15 protein-coding genes and 1 riboswitch are annotated in these 20,968 nt (G+C 71.9%); of the genes, 9 read left to right on the top strand and 6 right to left on the bottom strand.

From position 1 onward, the window contains the following. Positions 1-24 precede the first annotated feature (24 nt). Positions 25-1,704, top strand: coding sequence for an ABC-F family ATP-binding cassette domain-containing protein (locus PSH03_RS12000; protein WP_210784132.1), 1,680 nt, complete (start codon positions 25-27; stop codon positions 1,702-1,704). Positions 1,705-1,757: 53 nt separating this feature from the next. Continuing rightward, a complete protein-coding gene (locus tag PSH03_RS12005; RefSeq protein WP_210784147.1) occupies positions 1,758-2,702 on the top strand; it encodes an aldo/keto reductase in 945 nt (314 codons plus the stop codon). A 62-nt stretch (positions 2,703-2,764) separates the two neighbouring features. On the opposite strand, the gene PSH03_RS12010 is transcribed toward PSH03_RS12005, so the two are convergent. Both PSH03_RS12010 and PSH03_RS12015 read right to left on the bottom strand, forming a co-directional pair. After that, positions 2,765-3,310: a hypothetical protein gene (locus PSH03_RS12010; protein ID WP_210784133.1), complete on the bottom strand. Its 546-nt coding sequence runs from the start codon at positions 3,308-3,310 to the stop codon at positions 2,765-2,767. Positions 3,311-3,381: 71 nt separating this feature from the next. Next, positions 3,382-9,213, bottom strand: coding sequence for a ThuA domain-containing protein (locus PSH03_RS12015; protein WP_238689133.1), 5,832 nt, complete (start codon positions 9,211-9,213; stop codon positions 3,382-3,384). Between the two features lie 312 nt (positions 9,214-9,525). Then, a riboswitch (TPP riboswitch) is annotated at positions 9,526-9,635 on the top strand. Between PSH03_RS12015 and thiE the strand changes: the two genes are divergently transcribed. The 7 genes from thiE (at position 9,630) to thiC (ending at position 15,497) form a co-directional block, all read left to right on the top strand. After that, on the top strand, positions 9,630-10,256 hold the full coding sequence (gene thiE, locus PSH03_RS12020; protein ID WP_145790326.1) for a thiamine phosphate synthase: 627 nt from the start codon (positions 9,630-9,632) through the stop codon (positions 10,254-10,256). Its footprint overlaps the riboswitch before it by 6 nt. Continuing rightward, positions 10,250-11,416, top strand: a complete 1,167-nt coding sequence (gene thiO, locus PSH03_RS12025) for a glycine oxidase ThiO (protein ID WP_372494743.1) — start codon at positions 10,250-10,252, stop codon at positions 11,414-11,416. The genes thiE and thiO overlap by 7 nt, the downstream gene beginning before the upstream one ends. Beyond that, positions 11,407-11,607 carry a sulfur carrier protein ThiS gene (gene thiS, locus PSH03_RS12030; RefSeq protein ID WP_210784135.1) on the top strand — a complete coding sequence of 67 codons (201 nt, stop codon included), beginning with the start codon at positions 11,407-11,409 and terminating at the stop codon, positions 11,605-11,607. Before thiO ends, thiS begins: the two co-directional genes overlap by 10 nt. Then, positions 11,604-12,383, top strand: coding sequence for a thiazole synthase (locus PSH03_RS12035; protein ID WP_238689134.1), 780 nt, complete (start codon positions 11,604-11,606; stop codon positions 12,381-12,383). Before thiS ends, PSH03_RS12035 begins: the two co-directional genes overlap by 4 nt. A 65-nt stretch (positions 12,384-12,448) precedes the next feature. Then, positions 12,449-13,105, top strand: coding sequence for a thiamine phosphate synthase (locus PSH03_RS12040; RefSeq protein WP_238689186.1), 657 nt, complete (start codon positions 12,449-12,451; stop codon positions 13,103-13,105). Continuing rightward, positions 13,102-13,887: a bifunctional hydroxymethylpyrimidine kinase/phosphomethylpyrimidine kinase gene (thiD, locus tag PSH03_RS12045; RefSeq protein WP_238689135.1), complete on the top strand. Its 786-nt coding sequence runs from the start codon at positions 13,102-13,104 to the stop codon at positions 13,885-13,887. Before PSH03_RS12040 ends, thiD begins: the two co-directional genes overlap by 4 nt. Before the next feature lie 17 nt (positions 13,888-13,904). Beyond that, positions 13,905-15,497: a phosphomethylpyrimidine synthase ThiC gene (thiC, locus tag PSH03_RS12050; protein WP_112601253.1), complete on the top strand. Its 1,593-nt coding sequence runs from the start codon at positions 13,905-13,907 to the stop codon at positions 15,495-15,497. A gap of 132 nt (positions 15,498-15,629) precedes the next feature. Here the strand turns inward: thiC and PSH03_RS12055 are convergent, their stop codons facing one another. From PSH03_RS12055 to PSH03_RS12070, 4 genes are all read right to left on the bottom strand, one after another. Beyond that, positions 15,630-18,668, bottom strand: a complete 3,039-nt coding sequence (locus PSH03_RS12055) for a hypothetical protein (protein WP_238689136.1) — start codon at positions 18,666-18,668, stop codon at positions 15,630-15,632. 76 nt (positions 18,669-18,744) lie between these two features. Then, a complete protein-coding gene (locus tag PSH03_RS12060) occupies positions 18,745-19,053 on the bottom strand; it encodes a cupin domain-containing protein (protein WP_007465195.1) in 309 nt (102 codons plus the stop codon). Continuing rightward, a complete protein-coding gene (locus PSH03_RS12065) occupies positions 19,050-20,000 on the bottom strand; it encodes an LLM class F420-dependent oxidoreductase (protein ID WP_238689137.1) in 951 nt (316 codons plus the stop codon). The genes PSH03_RS12060 and PSH03_RS12065 overlap by 4 nt, the downstream gene beginning before the upstream one ends. A gap of 2 nt (positions 20,001-20,002) precedes the next feature. Continuing rightward, on the bottom strand, positions 20,003-20,788 hold the full coding sequence (locus tag PSH03_RS12070; protein WP_210784140.1) for an ABC transporter ATP-binding protein: 786 nt from the start codon (positions 20,786-20,788) through the stop codon (positions 20,003-20,005). Positions 20,789-20,968: the final 180 nt, after the last annotated feature.

The raw sequence follows: 20,968 nt of genomic DNA on the forward strand, positions 1-20,968 counted from the left end.
CCCTCGTTGGGGCAGGATCCCGGCGTGGGATACGTGGACGTGGCAGCGGTCGGGCACATCCTGCCCGACGGTCGGGAACTCTTCGCCGACGTGTCGTTCCGGGTCGGGGAGGGCAGCAAGGTCGCCCTGGTCGGGCCGAACGGCGCGGGAAAGACGACGCTGCTCAGGATGGTCGCCGGCGACCTGCCGGTGCGCAGCGGCGTTGTCGCAAGGGCCGGCGGGCTGGGCGTGATGCGCCAGTTCATCGGCATGATCGGTGACGAGTCGACCCTCGCCGACCTGGCGTTGTCGCTGGCCCCGCCGGCGCTTCGCGACGCCGGCCGGCGGCTCGGCGAGACCGAGGCGGCCATGCGGGCGGCCGAGGCCCACGGCAAGTTCAGCAACGCCGCGGGCAAGGCCCAGCTGGCGTACGCCGATGCGCTCGGCGCCTGGGGCGAGGCCGGCGGGTACGACGCCGAGGTGCTCTTCGACACCGTCGCGACCATCGTGCTCGGCCAGCCGTGGGACGCCGTTCGGGACCGGCCGGTGCGTACCCTCTCCGGCGGCCAGCAGAAGCGCTTCGCCCTGGAGTTGCTGCTGCGCGGCCCGGACGAGGTGCTGCTGCTCGACGAACCGGACAACTTCCTCGACGTGCCCGGCAAACGCTGGCTGGAGGCGCGACTGCGCGAGTCGACGAAGTCGGTGCTCTACGTCTCGCACGATCGTGAGCTGCTGGCCCAGAGCGCCGACCGGGTGGTCGCCGTCGAGGGTGGCAGCGCCTGGGTACACCCGGGCGGCTTCGCCAGCTGGCACGAGGCTCGGGTGACTCGGCACGCCCGCCTCGACGAGCTGCGTCGGCGCTGGGACGAGGAGCACCAGAAGCTGCGCGAGCTGATGCTGATGTACAAGCAGAAGGCCGCGTACAACGACGGGTTGGCGTCGCGTTACCAGGCCGCGCAGACCCGGTTGCGCAAGTTCGAGGAGGCCGGGCCGCCGCCCGTACCGCCGAAGGACCAGGACATCCGGATGCGGCTGTCCGGCGGGCGGACCGGCAAGCGCGCGGTCATCTGCGAGCAGCTGGAGCTCGACGGCCTGACATTCCCCTTCGACCTGGAGATCTGGTACGGCGACCGGGTGGCGGTGCTCGGTGCCAACGGCACCGGCAAGTCGCACTTCCTGCGGCTGTTGGCCCGCGGCGGCACCGACCCGGACCCGGCGAACGGGCCGGTCGACGGCGCGGGCGCGCTCGCCCCGGTGACGCACGAGGGCACGGCCCGCCTCGGTGCCCGGGTCCGCCCCGGGCACTTCTCCCAGACCCACGACCGGCCGGAGCTGATGTCGAAGACGCTTGTCGAGATCCTCTGGCGGGGCGACGAGCACCGCACCGGGATGGACCGGCACGCGGCGATGGGTGTGCTCAGTCGCTACGAGCTGGCCGCGCAGGGCGACCAGCGCTTCGGCACGCTTTCCGGCGGGCAGCAGGCCCGGTTCCTGGTGCTGCTGTTGGAGCTGTCCGGGGCGACCCTGCTGCTGCTCGACGAGCCCACCGACAACCTCGACCTGGCCAGCGCGGAAGCGCTCGAAGCGGGCCTGAACGCCTTCGCGGGGACGGTTATCGCGGTCACCCACGATCGCTGGTTCACCCGCTCGTTCGACCGGTTCGTGCTGTTCCGAGGCGACAGCGAGGTGGTGGAGACCCCGGAACCGGTCTGGGACGTCGGGTGATCGGTCCCCGGCGGCGGTGCGTCCGGCCGGCATAGGGTGATCTCGTGACTCAGATGACCTATCGCCGGCTGGGCGACTCCGGGCTCGTGGTGTCCGTGGTCGGGATCGGCTGCAACAACTTCGGCCGCAAGCTCGACCTCGACGGCACCCGGGCGGTGGTGGACGCCGCCCTGGACGCCGGGATCACCCTCTTCGACACCGCCGACATCTACGGCGAGCCGCAGGGCAGCTCCGAGGAGCTGCTCGGGCAGGCGCTCAAGGGGCGCCGGGACGACGTGGTGGTGGCCACCAAGTTCGGCATGGACATGAACGGCCTCAACGGGCCGGACTACGGTGCGCGAGGTGCGCGGCGCTACATCGCCCGCGCGGTGGAGGCGTCGCTGCGCCGGCTCGGCACCGACCACATCGACCTGTACCAGATGCACGAGCCCGACCCGGGCACCCCGATCGACGAGACCCTCGCCGCCCTGGACGACCTGGTCCGCGACGGCAAGGTGCGCTACCTGGGCAACTCCAACTTCACCGGCTGGCAGATCGCCGACGCGGACTGGGTCGCCTCGTCCAACGGGCGGTCCCGCTTCATCAGCGCCCAGAACCACTACAGCCTGGTGGAGCGCTCGGTGGAGGCCGAGGTGATCCCGGCGTGCGAGCGGTTCGGCCTCGGCATGCTGCCGTTCTTCCCGCTCGCCAACGGCCTGCTCACCGGCAAGTACAAGCGCGAGGCTCAGCCGCCGGCCGGCAGCCGGCTCTCCGGCGGTGGCCGGTACGCGGAGCGGCTCGCCGCTGCCGACTGGGACACCATCGAGGCGATCGAGGCGTACGCGGCCGAGCGGGGTCTGACGATGCTCCAGGTGGCGATCGGCGGCCTGGCCGCCCAGCCGGCGGTGACCTCGGTGATCGCCGGTGCCACCACGCCCGAGCAGGTGCGGGCCAACGCCGCGGCCGGCGTCTGGGAGCCCAGCGACGACGATCTGGCGGCGCTGCGCGCCGTCCTTTGAGTCGAACGAGATCGGGCCGGGCCGCTCGTCGCGGCCCGGCCCGGTCGTTGAACGCTGTCTGGTCAGTCGGTGCGGCGGCGGCCGAAGAGCATGGCCACCCCCATCGCCGCGGCGACGAGCACGAGACCGGCCGCCGCGAACGGCCACCAACCGGTGCCCGACCCGCCGTCCACCGGCTTGGTCACCGCGACCGGCGCGGGCGCCGGCGGTGATTGCGCCGCCTTCGCCTGGACCGTGGCGGTGGCCTTGCTCTGAAGTGGAGCGGGGGAGTTCACTGACACCTTCCACGTGCCGGTGGAGAGCACCGGGCCGCTGCTGTAGAAACCGTGCCCCTCGGGCTGCGGTTCGAGCTGCACCGGCCCGACCCGCTGCCCGTCCGGGCCGGTGGCGGTGAGGACCAACCGCACCACCTGCTCCAGCCGGCGGCCATCGGCGTAGGTGGCCTGGATGGTGACGCCCTGAGCCCCGTCGCCGGCCACGGTGAGTTTGAGCTTGTCGGCCTGCGCCGCCGGGGCGGCCTGAGCAGCCTGCGCCGCCGGGGCGGCGGCGGACAGGGTCAGGGCCAGTCCGACGAACACGGCGGCCAGCACCTTGCGGATACCCGTCACGGACATCTCCTCCCTACCGATGAGGGAGGCCCCTCCCCGACGCCGCAGCGCCGGGGAGGGGCCTCGTCGGATCAGAGCTGACGACCGGGTGCCAGCCGGGTGGCATCGCCACCGAGCCGCCCGGTGCCCTTGACCGAGTCGCCGCCGTTGGCCTTGACCCCGGCCTTGCTGGCCGCGCCGCCGAGCCGAACGATCATGGCGTCGGCGTCCCGGATCAGGACGTCCCGGACCTCCGCCTCGGGCACCAGCGTGGCGTCGCTGGCGAGCGTCCGGAACGCGGTCAGCTGCCGGACGGCAGCCTTGTCGTCGCCGGCCGCCTCGGACGCGCGAACAGCGTCGAGCTTGTTCGACAGCTGCTTGTGCGCCTTGGTCGAGAGCCGCCCCGTCGCCTTGAACCGGTCCAGCAGACTCTGCATGTCCCGGAACGAGGTGGTGACGAAGAACCGGACCGTCGAGGTGGTCTTGTTGCCCGCCTTGTCGGTAGCGGTCACGGTCAGCTCGTGCAGGCCGAGCGACAGGTCGTACATGGCCTGCAGAGTGCCACTGGTGTACGCCTGGCCGTCGAGCTGACCGACCACGCTCGCGATGCCCGAGGTCGGGTCAACGGCCTGCCAGGCCACCCGGACGTCCTGGCTGTCGCCGTAGAGCTGACCGTCGGCCAGCCCGGACACCAGCAGCGTCGGCTTGGTGCCGTCGATGCGCAGCACCGCCGACTTCAGCGTCTCGACGTTGCCCGCCTTGTCCGCCGAACGGAACAGCAGCTCGTGCTGCCCGTCACCGGTCACCTCGATCGGCGTCGAGTACGGCGCCCACGCGCCACCGTCCAGCGACCACTCCACCGTCTTGACGCCGGAACCGGCGTCGGTGGCGGCCAGCACGACCGGGATCGTCCCGTCGTGCCAACCGGCGTCGTTAGCCGGAGCGAACGTCGCCGAGGTCACCGGCGCGGTGGCGTCGATCTTGACCGAGACGGTCTTGGTCGCCTCCACATTGCCGGCCTTGTCCGTCGAGCGGAACCGGAGTTCGTGCTCGCCGTCCCCGCTGACCGCCACCGGAGCGGTGTACGCCGTCCAGGTGGTGGCCCCGTCCAGCTGGTACTCCGTGCCGGCGAGCCCGCTACCGCCGGCCTCGTCGGCACCGGAGAGCGTGATCGTCACCGGCCCGGTGTGCCACCCGTCGGTCGGGGTGCCGGAAACCGCCGAGGTGGTCACCGGCGCCGTCTCGTCGGCCACCTCCGTGCTGAGCCGGAAGTAGTCGAACGAGGCGGTCTTCGACGCCGTCTGGTTGGCGCCGAGGGTGAACAACCCGACCTTCGGGGTTGCCCCGACCGCGCTGTTGGTCAGCGTCTCCAACGCGGTCCAGGTCGTCCCGTCGGCCGAGTACGACGCGGTGAACGTGTCGCCCGTGCGGGCCAGCCGCAGGTGCCACACCGCCGAGGTCAGGTTGCCCGCCTCGGGCTGCGGGTTCTGGACCACCCCGGCGATCTCGCTGCGGAACTCGATCCGCCGCGTCACCGCCTGGCCGGCCTGGTTGTCCGCGATGAAGTCGAGCTTCAGGTAGTTGTCGTCGTCCGCCTGCACGAGCAGACCGGCCTGCTGGTACTGCTCGTTCAGCAGGCTGCCGTCGACCTTCGTCTCCAGGGTCCAGTCGCCGGACGGCGCGGTCTGGAGGATGAAGTTCTTCGGCCCGGTGTTGTCGGTGCCGTAGATGTCACCGTTGGGCACGTCGATCCGCAGCGCGCCATCGGTGACCCGGTAACCGCTCGGGTCCTCCCGCATGATGGCGTCCCACCGGCACTTGTCCAGCGTGCTGCCGGTGAACTCGTCCGACGGGTCGACCGGGCCGGCCGGAGCGTCCGGCGTGACCTGGAACGAGTCGAACGCGGCGTCGACAACCGGCGCCTCGGTGCCTCCGTTGAGCGCGAAGACCCCGATCCGCGGGTTGGTGATGCCCTCGAGCGCGGCCGAACGGCCGACCGGGGTGAAGGTCTGCCCGTCGGCCGAGACGGCCGCGGTCAGGTTCGTCCCGTCGCTGGTGATCCGCAGGTACACGGTGTCACCCGCCGGTGCGGCGGTCCTGTCGTCGGCCTCGTTGCGCGGCGTGCCGGCCGTCTCCCGGATGAACTCCACCGCCCGGCTGCCGTTGTACAGCAGGTCCAGCTTGGCGTAGTTGTCGTCGTCGCCGTACACCAGCAGGCCGGCCTGCTGGTAGTTGGCCGTCACCGGCAGGGTGACCTTGGTGGTCATCTCCCACGCGCCGGTCGGGGCCGCCTGGAGCACCAGGTTGGTGGCGTCGTTGCGAGCGCCGTAGAGGTCACCCACGCCGGTGGGCAGCCGCAGGGCACCGCCACTGAGCGAGTAGAGCTGGTTCTCCCGGACGACGCTGGTCCAGCGCTCCTTGTCGAGGCTGTTGCCGTTGAAGTCGTCCGAACGCGCCCCGAAGCAGGACGTGTCCGGCGCGTCGACCCGCACCGGCACTGTGGCGTACGACTTGGCGCCCTTGCTGTCGGTCACCGTGAGGGTGGCCGTGAAGGTGCCCGGGCTGGTGTAGGTGTGGCTGGCGTCCAGTGTGGTCGCCGAGCCTCCGTCACCGAAGTCCCAGGCGTACGTCAACGGGGTGTCGCCCTCGGCGTCGGTGGCCGTGCCGTCGAAGGCGACGGTGACCGGTGCGGTGCCGGTGGCCGGGGTGGCAGTGGCGCTGACCACCGGCGGCCCGTTCTCGGTGACACCGCGGCCGACGAAGTCCATCCAGTTGACGTTGAACAGCGAACCCGTTCCGCCGTTCGGATCGCGGGCCAGGAAGTACAGCGAGCCGCTCGCAGCGCCGGTGACCGGTGCGCTCACGTCCGTGTACGTCTGCCACGCGCCGGTCGACGGTACGACGGCCGTGGCGACCACCGGTCCGTCAACGGCACCCGCGCGCACCTCGATCCGACCACCAGCGGCGGCGGAGGCGGCCCGGAACCGGATCTCGGTGATGTTTGTCAGGTCCGCCGGGGCGACCGACCACCAGTCACCGTCCTCGATGAACGCGATGCTCTGGCCGCCACCGGCGGTGTCGGCGCCGGCCTCCCGCTGCACGCCGGGGTCTCCACCGCCGGTGCTCACCGGGGCACGCCCGGTGGCGGTGAAGTACTCGGCCTGCTTCTGCTTCGGCTGCAGAACCTCGATCTGCCGACCGGTCAGGGCACCGGCGCCGCCGGCACCACCCTCGTCGGTGTAGGTCGCCTCGAAGACCGCGAAGACGTTCGCCTCGGCGCCGTGCCCGGAGGCGAGCGACGTCTGGACGGTGCCGGTGCAGCCGGTGTGCTGCTCCAGCGGGTGGGCGTGCTCGTCGTGACCGAGCAGCACCTGAAGCTGCACCCGGTCACAGTCGATCTGCCCGTCCTCGGGGTCGGTCACCTTGATCGAGTAGCGGACCTGGTCACCCCAGTTGAAGAAACCGCCGTCCGGTGGGAACTCGATGGAGACCGTCGGGGCGGTGTTGCCCACGGTGACCGGCACGTTGGCCACCGCGGTCCGGCCCTTGGGGTTGGTGACGGTGAGCTGGGCGGTGTAGTTGCCCGCCGTGGCGTACGTGTGGGTCGGGTTGGCCTCGGTCGAGGTCTGCCCGTCGCCGAACGTCCAGGCGTAGGTGAGCGTGCCACCGTCCGGGTCCCGGGAGCCGGCGCTGGAGAAGGTCACCGTCAACGGCGCCGGACCCGAGGTCGGGTTGGCGGACGCCGCGGCGATCGGGGCGCGGTCACCGGCGGTGTAGTCGATCCGGTAGACGCCCGAGTTGTCGTTGTTGCCGCCGAAGCCGCTGCCCCACTCGATCAGGTACAGCGCCCCGTCCGGGCCGAACTCGAAGTCCATCGGCCGGACCATGCTCATGCCGGTGAGCAGCTGGTTGATGTCCACCAACGACTTGCCGTCGGGGGTCAGCTGCATGGTGTACATCTTGTTCTGGTTCCACTCGCCGAGCAGAGCCTTGCCGTCGTAGTACGCCGGCCACTTGCGGTTCGAGTTCAGGTCGGCGTCGTAGCGGTAGACCGGGCCGCCCATCGGGGCGCCGCCGCCACCGATCTCCGGGTAACGCGCGTCACCGGCGTACCCGTAGTCGACGGTCGCCGGGACCACCGGCGGGAGGTTGGTCAGGCCCGTGTTGTTTGGCGAGTTGTTCACCGGGGCGGCGCAGTCGAACTTCGGACCGCTCGGGCCGGACGGGAACGTGTAGTCGTTGTACGCCTCGTTCGTGCCCGTGCAGTACGGCCAGCCGTAGTTGCCCGGGGTGACGACGTTCCACTCGACCAGACCGCGGGGGCCCCGGTTCGGGTTGTCCGCGTTGGCGTCCGGTCCGTAGTCCGCGACGTACAGCGTGTTGGTCTTCGGGTCGGTGCCGATCCGGAACGGGTTGCGGAAGCCCATCGCGTAGATCTCGGGACGGGTCTTCTCGGTGCCCGCCGCGAAGAGGTTGCCCGCCGGAACGGTGTACGTCCCGTCGTCCTCCGGGTGGATCCGGATCACCTTGCCGCGCAGGTCGTTGGTGTTGCCGGAGGTGCGCTGCGCGTCGTAGTCCTGGCGCCCTGCCCGCTCGTCGATCGGCGTGTACGAGTTCGACTCGAACGGGTTGGTGTTGTCACCGGTGGCCAGGTACAGGTTGCCGTCGCCGTCGAAGGCCATGCTGCCGCCGGCGTGGCAGCAGGTGTTGCGCTGCGTGTCGACCCGCAGCACCTGCTTCTCGCTGGCCAGGTCGATGGTGTCGCCGGTCACCGTGAACCGGGACAGCAGGTTGCGGGTGACCCCGTCGTTCGGGGCGTAGTACAGGTACACCCAGTTGTTGGTGGCGAAGTCCGGGTCGAGCCGGATGCCGATGAGACCGTCCTCGTTACCGGTGAAGACGTCCAGGTCGACGGCGGTGACGGTGTTGCCGGTGTCCGGCTTCACGATTTGCACGCGACCGTCGCGCTCGATGTAGAAGACCCGCCCGTCGGGGGCGACGTCCAGCTCCATCGGGTTGCTGGTGTTGCTGTCCAGCGTGACCTTCTCGAAGTTCGAGGTCTTCGAGGCGCCGCAGTCGGCGTTCTCGACGCCGGCCGCGGTGCGGATGCCGCCGAGCAGGTGGGAGAGGAACTCGGGCTCGGCGTACGACTCCCGGGTGTGCCCGCCGCCGGTGTACCAGGAGCGGCCACCGTCGTAGTCCTGACACCAGGCGATCGGGTGGTCCGCACCCATCGCGCCGGCACCGGCGGTGTAGCTCTTCTCGTCCAGGCTGGCCAGCACGTGCACGTCCGGCCGGGGGTTGGTCTGGTAGTTGTACCACTCGTCGAAGCGGGACCACCGGTCCGGCAACCCGGCCGTGGACGGGTGGGCGTGGTCCTCCACCTTGACAGTGGCCTGCTGGTTCTGCGGGTGGTTGGCGAAGTACGCGCCGACCAGGTCGCCGTACCAGGCCCAGCTGTACTCGGTGTCCGACGCGGCGTGGATGCCGACGTAGCCGCCGCCGGCCTTCACGTAGCGCTCGAACGCCGCCTGCTGGTCGGCGTTGAGCACGTCGCCGGTGGTGGAGAGCCAGATCACCGCCTTGTACTTCGCCAGGTTGGCGTCGTTGAATGCGGCGCCGTCCTCGGAGTTGTCCACGGTGAATCCGTTGTCGACGCCGAGCTGCTGGATGGCGGCGACGCCGGTGGGGATGGAGTCGTGCCGGAAGCCGGCGGTCTTGGAGAAGACGAGGACGGAGAAGGGATCGGCCGCGGCCTTTGGCGCCTTCGGCGCCACCTGGCTGACCGGGGCTGCGGCTTTCGCATCCCGTGGGGGAACCTGGGCGGCCGCCTGCGCGGGCGCGCCGAACAGGGTGGTCGAGGCCATGGCCAGGGAGATCAGGGTTGCGGTGATGGGTAAGCGGGCACGACGAGAACGGGACACGCCGCCTCCTGTGTCGTAGTGACAGAGCTCGCGGGAGTCGGCTCGCCGAAGGCCGTCCCTGATGGAGCCGGTGGTCACACCGTGTCAGGGTGCCCCCACCGACATTTTGTCGAATCGCTGAACAAATTAATTCGGCTGGCTCGATGTCGGGCAAGATGCGGACGGGTAACGGTTCTGCAACGGGGGGCGACATTCCGAACAGGACCGTATGAAGTGCCCCATTGGATCTCGCTCGTTTTGACGCGGCCCGCCGGCCGGCCACCGCCGACCCCGCGCCTTGGCAGGCCGGCGGATCTGTCGTACGGTGACACGCAAGTAACCCACGGGAGCCCGGTGTACCGGGCTGAGAGGGGGGCTGACAGCCCCCGACCGTCGAACCTGATCCGGGTAATGCCGGCGCAGGGAGGAGCGTTGCCGTGCCGTCCCTGGGGCGATTGCATCTCATCACCGACACCCGACCGGGTCGCGACCCACTCGCCGTGGTTCGCGCCGCCCTCACAGTGGCCCACGCCGATCTGGTGGTGCAGGTCCGGGTCGAGGATTCCGCCACCGACCGCGAGGCGTACGACCTGACCCGGCGGGTGCTCGCGCTCTGCGCGTCGTACCGGGCGACCTGCCTGGTCAACGACCGGTTGCACGTGGCGCTGGCGGTGGGCGCCGCCGGTGGGCACGTCGGCGCCGACGACCTGCCGGTCGCCGCCGCCCGCCGGGTGCTCGGCCCCACCGGTGTACTGGGCGCCACCGCTCGCGCGCCGGGCCCGGCGCGCGAGGCCGTCGCGGCGGGCGCCAGCTACCTGGGCGTCGGGCCGTGTCACACCACCAGCACCAAGACCGGCCTGCCGGACCCCATCGGGCCCGCCGGGGTACGCGCCGTCGTCGACGCCGTCGACGTCCCGGTCATCGCGATCGGCGGAGTGACCGCCGCCCGGGTGCCGGCGCTGCGGGCCGCCGGGGCGTACGGGGTGGCGGTGGTCGGTGCCGTCTCCGCCGCCGCCGACCCGGCACGGGCAACCGCCGAGCTGATCGAGGCCCTGACGTGCTGACCGGCCGGTTCCCGTCACCGCCGTCGAGCGACCGGGTCCGGCCGGACGTGGCAGTGGTGGGTGCGGGGCCGATCGGGCTGGCGATCGCCTGGCGTTGCGCCGCGCGCGGGCTGCGGGTGGTGGTGCACGATCCGGCGCCCGGCTCGGGGGCGTCGGCGGTGGCAGCCGGCATGCTCTCCCCGGTCGCCGAGGCGTACTTCGGCGAGCGGCAGCTGACCGGGTTGCTGCTGGCGTCCGCCGCCCGCTGGCCGGCGTTCGCCGCCGAGTTGACCGAGACGACCGGAGCCGAGATCGGCTACCGGACCGATGGCACCCTGATGGTCGGGCTCACCGGCGACGACCTGGCCGAGGCGCGCCGGCTGTGGGCGTACCAGCAGGGGTTGGGCCTGCCCGTGACGCCGCTGCGCCCCAGCGAGCTGCGCGACCGCGAACCGGCGCTCGCCCCACGGGTGCGCGGCGGCGCGCTCGCGCCCACCGACCATCAGGTCGACCCCCGGCTGCTGGTGCCGGCGCTGCGCACGGCCGCGCAGCGGGCCGGCGCGGCGCTCGTGCCGCAGCCGGTCCGGAGTTTGTCCGATGTGGACGCACCGGTAACCGTTGTCGCCGCCGGCTGCGGGGCCGCCGCGCTCACCGGCCTGCCGGTGCGGCCGGTGAAGGGCCAGATCCTCCGGCTGCGCGCGCCCGACGGCGTCGCGCCGGGCTTCCGGCACGTGATCCGGGGGTACGCCGACGGCGAGCACGTCTACCTGGTGCCCCGCGCCGACGGTGAGGTAGTGCTCGGCGCGACTGTCGAGGAGCGCTCGGACACCACTGTCACCGCCGGCGCTGTGCAACGGCTGCTGCGCGCCGGGGTCGACCTGCTGCCCGAGCTGGCCGAGTACGACCTGGTCGAGGCGGTCGCCGGGCTACGCCCGGGCACCCCGGACAACGCGCCGATCCTCGGGCCGCTGCCCGACCGACCGGACGTCCTGGCCGCCACCGGGCACCACCGGCACGGCATCGTGCTCACCCCGATCACCGCCGACCTGATCGCCGACCTGGTGCTCGGCGGCGTACCCGACCCGCTGCTCGCGCCCTTCCGGGCCGACCGCTTCGGCGGTGCCGCGGTGGCCGCGTCGGGCGGACCTGAACCGACGATGGAGGGGGACCTGTGGAGTTGACGGTGAACGGGGCCGGGCGCAGCGTCGCCGCCGGCGCGTCAGTGGCGGACCTGGTCCGCGACATCGTGCCGCACCCACGTGGGGTGGCGGTCGCTGTCAACGGCGAGGTGGTGCCCCGGACCGGCTGGCCGGCCCGGGCACTGCGCGACGGTGACCGGGTCGAGGTGCTCACCGCGGCGCAGGGCGGGTGAGCGGCGTGCCGTTCGAACTGGGTGGAGAGACCTTCACCTCACGGCTGATCCTCGGCACCGGCGGCGCCGTGAACCTGCACGTCCTGGAGCAGGCGATCCGGGCGTCCGGCACCGAGCTGGTCACCCTGGCGCTGCGCCGGGTGGGCACGGCGCCGGGCTCCACCGGTGGGCTGCTGGAACTGCTGGACCGGTGCGGCGTACGCCTGCTGCCGAACACCGCCGGCTGCCACACCGCCACCGAGGCGACAAAGGTGGCCCGGTTGGCCCGGGACGCGTTCGACACCGACTGGGTCAAGCTGGAGGTGATCGGCGACGAGCGGACGCTGCTGCCCGACGGGGTGGAGCTGCTCCGCGCCGCCGAGGAGTTGGTCGCCGACGGCTTCACGGTGCTGCCGTACACCAGCGACGACCCGGTGCTCGCCCGCCGCCTCGCCGATGTGGGCTGCGCCGCGGTGATGCCGGCCGGCTCCCCGATCGGCTCGGGGCTCGGCATCGGCAACCCGCACCACATTCGACTCATCCGGCAGGGTGTGGACGTGCCGGTGATCCTCGACGCCGGCATCGGCACCGCGTCCGACGCGGCGCTGGCCATGGAGCTGGGCTGTGACGGGGTGCTGCTGGCGAGCGCTGTCACCCGGGCGGCCGACCCGGTGGCGATGGCCACCGCGATGCGGTACGCGGTGGAGGCGGGCCGGCTGGCGGCCCAGGCCGGCCGGATCGAGCGCCGCTTCCACGCGCTCGCCTCCACCCCCGACGAGGGAAGACCCGAGCTGTGACCGGCTTGGTGCCGCCCACGGATCTTGGAAGCAATCTGCCCCTGGAGGGGCCTGTTCTTTCCAAGATCCCGTCGGGGGTTGTCGTCCTGACCGATCGGCTGGCCGCTTCCCGGGGGCTTGAGCGGGTTATCGCGGGAGCCGTTGCCGGGGGAGTGCGCTGGGTGGTGCTGCGGGAGAAGGACCTGCCCCGCGCCGAACGCGCCGCCCTCGCCGCCGACCTGCGCGCGATCCTCGCCGACGTCGGCGGAACCCTCATCGTGGCCGGCCCCGACCCGCTTGGCGGCGACGCCGTGCACCTGCCCGCCGCCGGCCCGTACCCGCCACCGACCCACCCTCTGGTCGGCCGCTCCTGCCACGACGCAACCGAGCTGAACCGCCTGACCACCGAGCACTACGCCACCATCTCCCCAATCTGGCCCACAAAGACAAAACCGGGCTACGGCCCACCATTTGGTGTTGCGGGGCTGGGCAGCCTGGTCCGCGCCAGCCCGGTACCCCTGCTCGCCCTCGGCGGAGTCGAGACACCAGAACAGGTAACCGCCTGCGTCAAGGCGGGAGCCGTCGGGGTAGCGGTGCTCGGCGGGATTATGCGGGCCACGGATCCCACCGAGACAGCGACGAGTCTGACCAGCGCCTTCAAAAAGGCGGTCACCCCCAAGCTCTCAAAACCCGGCACGGGGTCACCCAGGTCCTCAACCGCAACCAAAGACGAGGGAAAATGACCCCGCGAACACTGCTGACCATCGCCGGCTCGGACTCCGGCGGCGGCGCAGGCATCCAGGCCGACCTCAAGGTCTTCGCCGCGCTGGGCGCGTACGGCACCAGCGTCCTCACGGCGGTCACCGCGCAGAACACCCGGGGTGTCGACGCGGTGTTGCCGCTGCCCCCGCGCACTGTCATCGAGCAGCTGGAAAGCGTGCTCACGGATTTCACAGTGTGCGCCGTGAAGACCGGGATGCTCGGCACCCCGGCGATCGCGGACGTGGTGGCCGAGGCCGCCCGGGACGGCCGGCTGCCTCAACTCGTCGTCGACCCGGTGCTCGTCGCCACGAGCGGTCACCGGCTCGGCGTGGTGGGTGCGGTGGAGCGGCTGCTGCCGTACGCCACTGTGGCGACCCCGAACTGCGCGGAGGCCGCGGCGATCACCGGACGCCCGGTGGACGACGTGGCCGCGATGGTCGTGGCCGCCGAGGCCCTGGTGGCCGGTGGCCCGGAGTTCGTGGTGGTCACGGGCGGTGACCTGGACGGGGGCGAGGCGGTCGACGTGCTGCACGGCGGCGGAGTCACCACAGTGTTGCGCGCACCCCGGGTGACCACCCGGCACACCCACGGCACCGGGTGCTCGTTCTCGGCGGCGATCGCGGTGCGGCTCGGTATGGGTGACCCGGTGCCGGCCGCCGTGGGGGCCGCCAAGGAGTACGTGCTCCGTGCGCTGACCGGCGCGCGGGGCTGGGAGCTGGGCGCGGGACGTGGGCCGCTGAACCACTTCGGCTGGTCCGCTTGATCACCAGGGAGGCTGTCATGCACGCACGAGGCAAGGTGTACGTCGAGGGTTCGCGGCCGGATGTCCGGGTGCCGTTCGCGGAGGTGGGGCTGACCGGGGACCTGCCGCCGGTGCGGCTCTACGACACGTCCGGTCCTGGTTCGGACCCGGAGGTGGGGCTGCCGCCGCTGCGCGGGCCGTGGATCGCCGAGCGGGGTGACGTGGCCCCGGTGCGGGGTGCGGGCACGCCACTCGCCGGGGTGGACGGTCGTCGGCCCACCCAGCTCGCGTACGCGCGGGCCGGTGTGGTGACGCCGGAGATGGAGTTCGTGGCGATCCGGGAGAACGTCGAACCGGAACTCGTGCGGGCCGAGATCGCCGCCGGTCGGGCGGTGCTCCCACTCAACGTCAACCACCCGGAGTGCGAGCCGGCGATCATCGGTAAGGCGTTCCTGGTCAAGGTGAACGCCAACATCGGCACCTCGGCGGTCAGCTCGTCGGTCGCGGAGGAGGTGGAGAAGCTGACCTGGGCCACCCGCTGGGGCGCGGACACCGTGATGGACCTGTCCACGGGCAAGCGGATCCACGAGACCCGTGAGGCGATCGTGCGGAACTCGCCGGTGCCGATCGGAACGGTGCCGATCTACCAGGCGTTGGAGAAGGTCGGCGGCGACCCGGTGAAGTTGAGCTGGGAGGTGTTCCGGGAAACCGTGATCGAGCAGGCCGAGCAGGGCGTGGACTACATGACTGTGCACGCCGGGGTGCTCCTGCCGTACGTGCCGCTGGCAGTGGACCGGGTGACCGGGATCGTGTCCCGCGGCGGTTCGATCATGGCGGCGTGGTGCCTGGCGCACCACGAGGAGAACTTCCTCTACACCAACTTCGAGGAACTGTGCGCGCTGCTCGCGCGCTACGACGTGACGTTCTCCCTCGGCGACGGGCTGCGCCCCGGGTCGATCGCCGACGCCAACGACGAGGCGCAGTTCGCCGAGCTGCGCACCCTCGGTGAGCTGACGAAGATCGCCTGGGCGTACGACGTCCAGGTGATGATCGAGGGCCCCGGTCACGTACCGATGCACAAGATCAAGGAGAACGTGGACCTTCAGCAGGAGTGGTGCCACGAGGCGCCCTTCTACACGCTCGGTCCGCTGACCACCGACATCGCGCCCGCGTACGACCACATCACCTCGGCGATCGGCGCCGCGATGATCGGCATGTTCGGCACCGCGATGCTCTGCTACGTCACGCCGAAGGAGCACCTCGGCCTGCCGGACCGGGACGACGTGAAGGCGGGCGTGATCGCGTACAAGATCGCGGCACACGCGGCGGACCTGGCCAAGGGGCACCCCGGCGCGCAGGCCTGGGACGACGCCCTGTCGAAGGCGCGGTTCGAGTTCCGCTGGGAGGATCAGTTCAACCTCTCGCTGGACCCGGAGACGGCGCGCTCGTACCACGACGCGACCCTGCCCGCGGAGCCGGCGAAGACCGCGCACTTCTGCTCGATGTGTGGCCCGAAGTTCTGCTCCATGAAGATCACCCAAGAGCTCAAGGAGTACGCCGCGCGCGGCATGAAGGACAAGTCGGAGGAGTTCGTCTCCGGCGGGAGCCGGGTCTACCTACCACTCGCCTGACCCTTCCAGGCTGGGCCGTCCCGGCGTTGTGAGCGACGTCGGGACGGTCCGCGTGGGCCGGTGCAGGGGGTGTCGACAAAGCGACTGGTTGGGTGTGTCGGTGCGCTGGGTGGTGGAGTCAGTCGCGGTGGGTCATTCGCGGTGGTGTCGACCGGTGGAGCGCAACGACCGGCGGCCGTTCTCCTGCTCGGGCTCGTTGTCCGACACCGGCTTGCTCAGACCGGCGACCCAGTCGACGAATTCCTCGTCCTGGGACGCCAGCGGCTCGGCTTCGTCCGACGTCTTCGGGCTCTCCTCGTCGGCGCGGGACCGGTTGCGGCGGAACAGCCCCCCGAGCCGCCCTCGCCGGGAGGGCTGCTCTGCCACCTTCGGACCCGTCGGCGTTGCCGACGTGGTGTCGGTAGGCGTCAGATCGCCGGTACCGGCGGCGCTGTCGCTGGTGGCGGCGGCACCGGAGGGCGCGCCCACCGTGCCCGGGAACTCCGTCGGAGCCGGGTTTCCGACCGGAGTGGTCGTCTCGCCGGCTTCGGTCGGCGCTGTCCGTGCCGTCGAGCTGTCCTGCGATTCCGCCGACCCGCGGCGCCGAGAGGTGTCGAACGCGTTCCAGGTGCCGGCCCTGCTCAGATCCGGTAATGGTGCCCGATGCCGGGACCTGGGCGTCGGCCCGGTCGGCGCGTCGGGCCTGCTCGACCCATCCGCTGCCGTCGCCTCCGGCTCGGAGGCCTGCGGTGGCACCGTCCACGTCGAGGTGACCGGCCAGGCCGACGGTGCGGGCGTCCACCGGTCCGTGTCCGGGTCATTGGCGGCGGTTGCCCCGAACAACCCGGCGGCGGAAACGTCCTCGGCGGTGGGCCGCGCGCTGTCGGTGTCACGAGCCCCGGCTGTTGCGGAATCGCTGGTCGGGGAGGTCATGTCGGCCGGTGCTGCCTTGCTGCCCGTGTCGGCCCTCGGGGCGAGCGGGTTGGCTTCCGCGCCAACCTGGCCGGCCGCGGTGCTCGCCGCCGCCGCTGCTCGCGTCGCGCCGGTTGCGGTGGCCGGTGCTGGTGTCGTCCCGGCTCCGGCTCCGGTGGTCGGGGTCTGGGTGGCGTCGGTTGGCGTGGTGGGGGACTCCGGGCTGGCGGGCACCTGTGTCGCGCCGGTTTTGGCGGTCGTCGAGGCAGCCGGTGCTCGCTTCGAGCCGGTGGCGGGTGCTCGCTTCGCGCCGGTAGCGGTGGTCCGGGCTGCTGCCGTGCCGGAGGCAGCAGCCGAGGTGACCTCGGAGGTCGAACTCGACCGCTCACCCGGGCTTCCCCGGCTGGGTGCCGGAGCGTCGGTGGCCGCGTCGGAGGCGGTGCTGTCGGCGGACCTGCCCGGCCGGGTGCCCTTCGCGGCGCGGCCGGTGGTCGTCTCGCTGGTGGTTGCGTCGGTGGTAGTCCCGCGAGTGGTCGTCTCGCTGGTTGTTGCCGAACCGGCAGGGGACGTGTCGTCAGCCACGTCGGAGGCGGTGGCGTCCGGGTTGGCTTTCGACTTACGGCCGCGTCGCGGCTTGATCGTCAGCGGCGCCTCGGGCGTGCCGTGGTCGGCCGTGCCCGCGCTGCTCGCCTCCGTGCCGGTCGTGCCGGAACCGGCTGCGCCGGTGCCACTCGGGGTGGCGGCGGACTTGCGGGTGGGGCGCCCACCGGTCGGCCTGCCGCTGGTCGCCGTGCTGCCGCTCGTGTCCGTCGCGGTGCTGCCGGTCGTGTCCGTCGCGGTGCTGCCGGTCGTGTCCGTCGCGGTGCTGCCGGTCGGCTCGTCGACCGCGCGGCCGCCCGTCGGGGTCGCGGCGTCGGCGCGTCCGGCCGTGGTGCCGGTCGCGGTGACACCGGTGACGATGCTGACGTCGGTGCCGGCGGAGGGCTCGGTAGTGGCCAGGACCTCATCCTGGCGCGGGGGCGTCTGCCCTGCGGCGGTGAACTCACCGGTCGGCGCGGTCAGCCAGGCGGCGGGCTGAGTGGGAGCGGCGGGAGTCGGTGCGGCAGGAGTCGCAGTGGCGGGGCCCGGGCCGTGCTGTCCGCTCGCGGTGGTCTCCGGCCAGTCCCAGTGGGCCGGGACGGTGCGTACGGCATCGGGGTCGCCCGTCGCCCCCGGACCCGCAACGACGCCGGCGGGCTTCGTGCTGGTGGCCAGCTCGGCGTTTGTCGTCTCCGTGTCGGTGCGCTCGGCGCTGTCCCGGTCGTTCGCCGCGCTGTTCCGGTCGTTCGCCGCGCTGTTCCGGTCGTTCGCCGCGCCGGGCAGTGCCGGGCCGGCGGGCAGCGGGCGCAGGATGGCGGTGGGCTCGATCGCCTGCGGATCGGCGGTACGGGTGCCCGTCGGCCAGCGCAGCAGCGCGGCGGCCGCCGCGCCGAGCGCTCCGGCGAGGATCGCGATCAACGAGCCGTAGTAGGGGGCGGTCTGGTAGCGGTCCACCGCGTCACCCGGACCGGCGGTCAGGTAGGCGAACGCCACCAGCACCGGACCGGCCAGCCCGGTGGCCCCGCTGACCAGCGGAGCCTGGCCCCGCCAGCGAGCCAGCCCGGCGGTCGCCGCGCCGGCCAGCAGCGCCACGATGGGCAGCAGGAGCAGCGCCAGCCGCTGTGCGGCGGCGTCGTCGAGCCAGCTCGGCTCCAGTACGCCGAGCCGGACGGTCGGCAGTGGGCCGGCCGTGCCGAGCGACGGTAGGACGGAGATCAGCGCCAGCAGCCAGACCACGCCGGCCACGGCCGCCATGTTCCATCCCAGCTCGGGCCGGAACAGGACGGCGATCGCCGCGCCCGCCCCGATCACCGCACCGACCATGGCGCAGATGCCCACCGCCCAGACCGGGTCAACGGAGATCAGCTCCGCGGCGCGGGCGGGCTGCATGCAGAGCGGGGCGATGACTGTGGCGCCGAGCGCTGCCGCGCCACCGACGGCCAACTGCCGGCCGGTGCCGGCCGCCGGGGCGTCGCGGCGAGCGAGGCGTCCGGTCAGGACGGCGCCGGCGACGGCTGCGTTCGCGGCGAACCAGCCCACCCAGACGAGCTGGGCCGGCCACTGGTTGACTGTCGTACCGGTGAATGCGCCGGTCAGGCGGACGATGCCGAAACCGTACGCGACGCCGAGCTGGCCGGCTCCGGCCAGCACGCTCACCCCGAGCGCCGTGAGCAGCAGTCTGCCCCAGGTCCGAAAGGCCATGTCCGGCACGTTACGCACCTGGTACACCCGATCGCCACCGGCGCGCCGCGAGGCACGCCGGTGGCCATCGGCGGGTCTACTTGAGTTCGACCAGCCGTGCGAGGTAAGTCGTATCCCCGACATTGGTCAGCATGTGCACCGCGCCCGGGTCCCGGTAGACGACCCCGCCGGTGGGCTCGTCGGCGTCGATCCGGGTGCCGTCGATGGTCTGTACGACGTTCTTGGCGCCCTCGATCGCCACCACCAGGTAGGGGTGGTCGTGCCGGTGCAGCGGTTGCCGCTCGCCCGGCTCGAGGCGGATGTGCCAGACCCGGACCCGGTCGTTCTCGTACACGATCTCCTGACCCACCGGTCCGAGTTCGGTTCCGTCGATCACGTCGGTCATCGTGCTCCGTCCAGTTGGGGCAGCACCTCGGCGGCGATCAGCTCGAGGTGGTCGAGATCATCGAAGTCGATCAGGCGCAGGTGGACCCGGGTGGTGCCGATCGCGGCGAACTCGCCGAGTCGCTGCGCGAGCTGCGCGGGGGAGCCGACCACCGGGTCCTCCGGTGGCAGCGCGCTCTTCTCGTGCAGGGGCGCGGCCCGACGCTGGGCCTCCGCGTCGGTCCGGCCGATGGCGACGACGATCCCGGCGGACAGCACCAACGGGGCGCGCCCGGACTCCGTCCGTCCGGTGCGCTCACACGTCTCGCGCACTCGGTCGTACGCCTCTGCGGTGGCGGCCACGGACTTGAACGGCATGTTGAACTCGTCGGCGTACCGGGCGGCCAGTTCGGGTGTGCGCTTGGGGCCACGCCCGCCCACGATGATCGGCGGGCCGGGCACCTGCACCGGCTTGGGCAGGGCGGGAGCGTCCACCAGCCGGTAGTGGTCGCCGGTGAAGCTGTACGTCTCGCCGGGCGGGGTTGCCCACAACCCGGTGATCACCTCGAGCTGCTCGGCCAGCCGGTCGAAGCGCTCGCCGACCGCCGGGAACGGGATTCCGTACGAGGTGTGCTCACGCTCGTACCAGCCGGCGCCGATGCCGAGGTCGACCCGGCCACCGCTCATCTGGTCGACCTGCGCGACCATCATCGCGAGAGGGCCGGGCAGGCGGAACGTGGCCGACGTCACCAGGGTGCCGAGTCGGATCCGCTCGGTTTCCCGGGCCAGCGCGGCGAGGGTCAGCCAGGCGTCCGTGGGGCCGGGCAGGCCCGGGTCGGCGCCCATCGACTGGTAGTGGTCGGCGCGGAGAAAGCCCTCGTAGCCGCAGGCCTCGACCAGCCGCGCGAACCGGAGCTGGGTGTCGTAGCTGGCACCACGGTTCGGCTCGGTGAAGACCGACACCCGCATGGTCAGTGTCCTTCCGCGCCGGCGGTGGCCGGCTGTTCGCGTTCCATCAGCAGTTCGTGCAGGTCGGCGCTGACCTGGGCGACGTCGGCCAGGTGGGCGTTGCGGCCCAGGGTGCGGGGCCGGGGGATGGTCACGTCGACGACCTTGCGGATCCGGCCGGGGCGGGGGCTCAGCACGACCACCCGGTCGGCGAGCAGCACCGCCTCGTCGATCGAGTGGGTGACGAAGACGATGGTCGGCTTGTTCTCCATGTGCACCCGCTGGAGTTCGCCGGAGAGTTCCTCGCGGGTGAGCGCGTCCAGCGCGGAGAACGGCTCGTCCATCAGCATCACCCGGGGCTCACCGATCAACGACCGGCACAGCGACACCCGCTGCTGCATGCCGCCGGAGAGTTCGTGCGGCAACCGCTTCTCGAAGCCGGCCAACCCGGCCACGTCGAGCAGTTGCCGGGCCCGCTCCCGGTGCTTGGCGCGGTTCCAGCCGAAGATCTCCACGGGCAGCAGGACGTTGTCCAGCACGGTGCGCCAGGGCAGCAGCGCCGGCTTCTGGAACAGCATGGCGATGTCCTGGCGGGGGCGGGCGATCGGCGTACCGGCGACGGTGATCTCACCGGCACTCAGCGGGAGCAGCCCGGCGATGAGCCGCAGCAGTGTGGACTTGCCGCAGCCGGAGCGGCCGAGCACGGCGACGAACTCGCCCTCGGCGACGTCGAGGTTGATGCCGCGCAGCGCCTCCACCCGGCCGGACCGGCCCTCGAAGGTACGGGACACCCCGGACAGTCGGATCATCTCCGGCGTACCTCCGCTGAGTGGACGGTCAGGAATCCGACAAAGGCTAACTGCTCCGTTGAGGTATGACACCGGCTGGGGTGGTCGTCAGGTTGTATCCGTTCCGCAACCCGATACGCCTGGCGTCGCAACTGTGGGTTTCTCGTACGCTGTGCCCGCGAAGAGTCCCCCCACGACGGC

Origin of the sequence: Micromonospora salmantinae (genome assembly GCF_022230905.1) — a bacterium.
Taxonomy (GTDB): Bacteria; Actinomycetota; Actinomycetes; order Mycobacteriales; family Micromonosporaceae; genus Micromonospora; species Micromonospora salmantinae.

Coding starts and splice junctions, on each gene's coding strand:
- PSH03_RS12005 (WP_210784147.1), top strand. CDS start 1,758: ATGACCTATCGCCGGCTGGGCGACTCCGGGCTCGTGGTGTCCGTGGTC.
- thiC (WP_112601253.1), top strand. CDS start 13,905: ATGCACGCACGAGGCAAGGTGTACGTCGAGGGTTCGCGGCCGGATGTC.
- PSH03_RS12060 (WP_007465195.1), bottom strand. CDS start 19,053: ATGACCGACGTGATCGACGGAACCGAACTCGGACCGGTGGGTCAGGAG.
- PSH03_RS12055 (WP_238689136.1), bottom strand. CDS start 18,668: ATGGCCTTTCGGACCTGGGGCAGACTGCTGCTCACGGCGCTCGGGGTG.
- PSH03_RS12065 (WP_238689137.1), bottom strand. CDS start 20,000: ATGCGGGTGTCGGTCTTCACCGAGCCGAACCGTGGTGCCAGCTACGAC.
- thiD (WP_238689135.1), top strand. CDS start 13,102: ATGACCCCGCGAACACTGCTGACCATCGCCGGCTCGGACTCCGGCGGC.
- PSH03_RS12070 (WP_210784140.1), bottom strand. CDS start 20,788: ATGATCCGACTGTCCGGGGTGTCCCGTACCTTCGAGGGCCGGTCCGGC.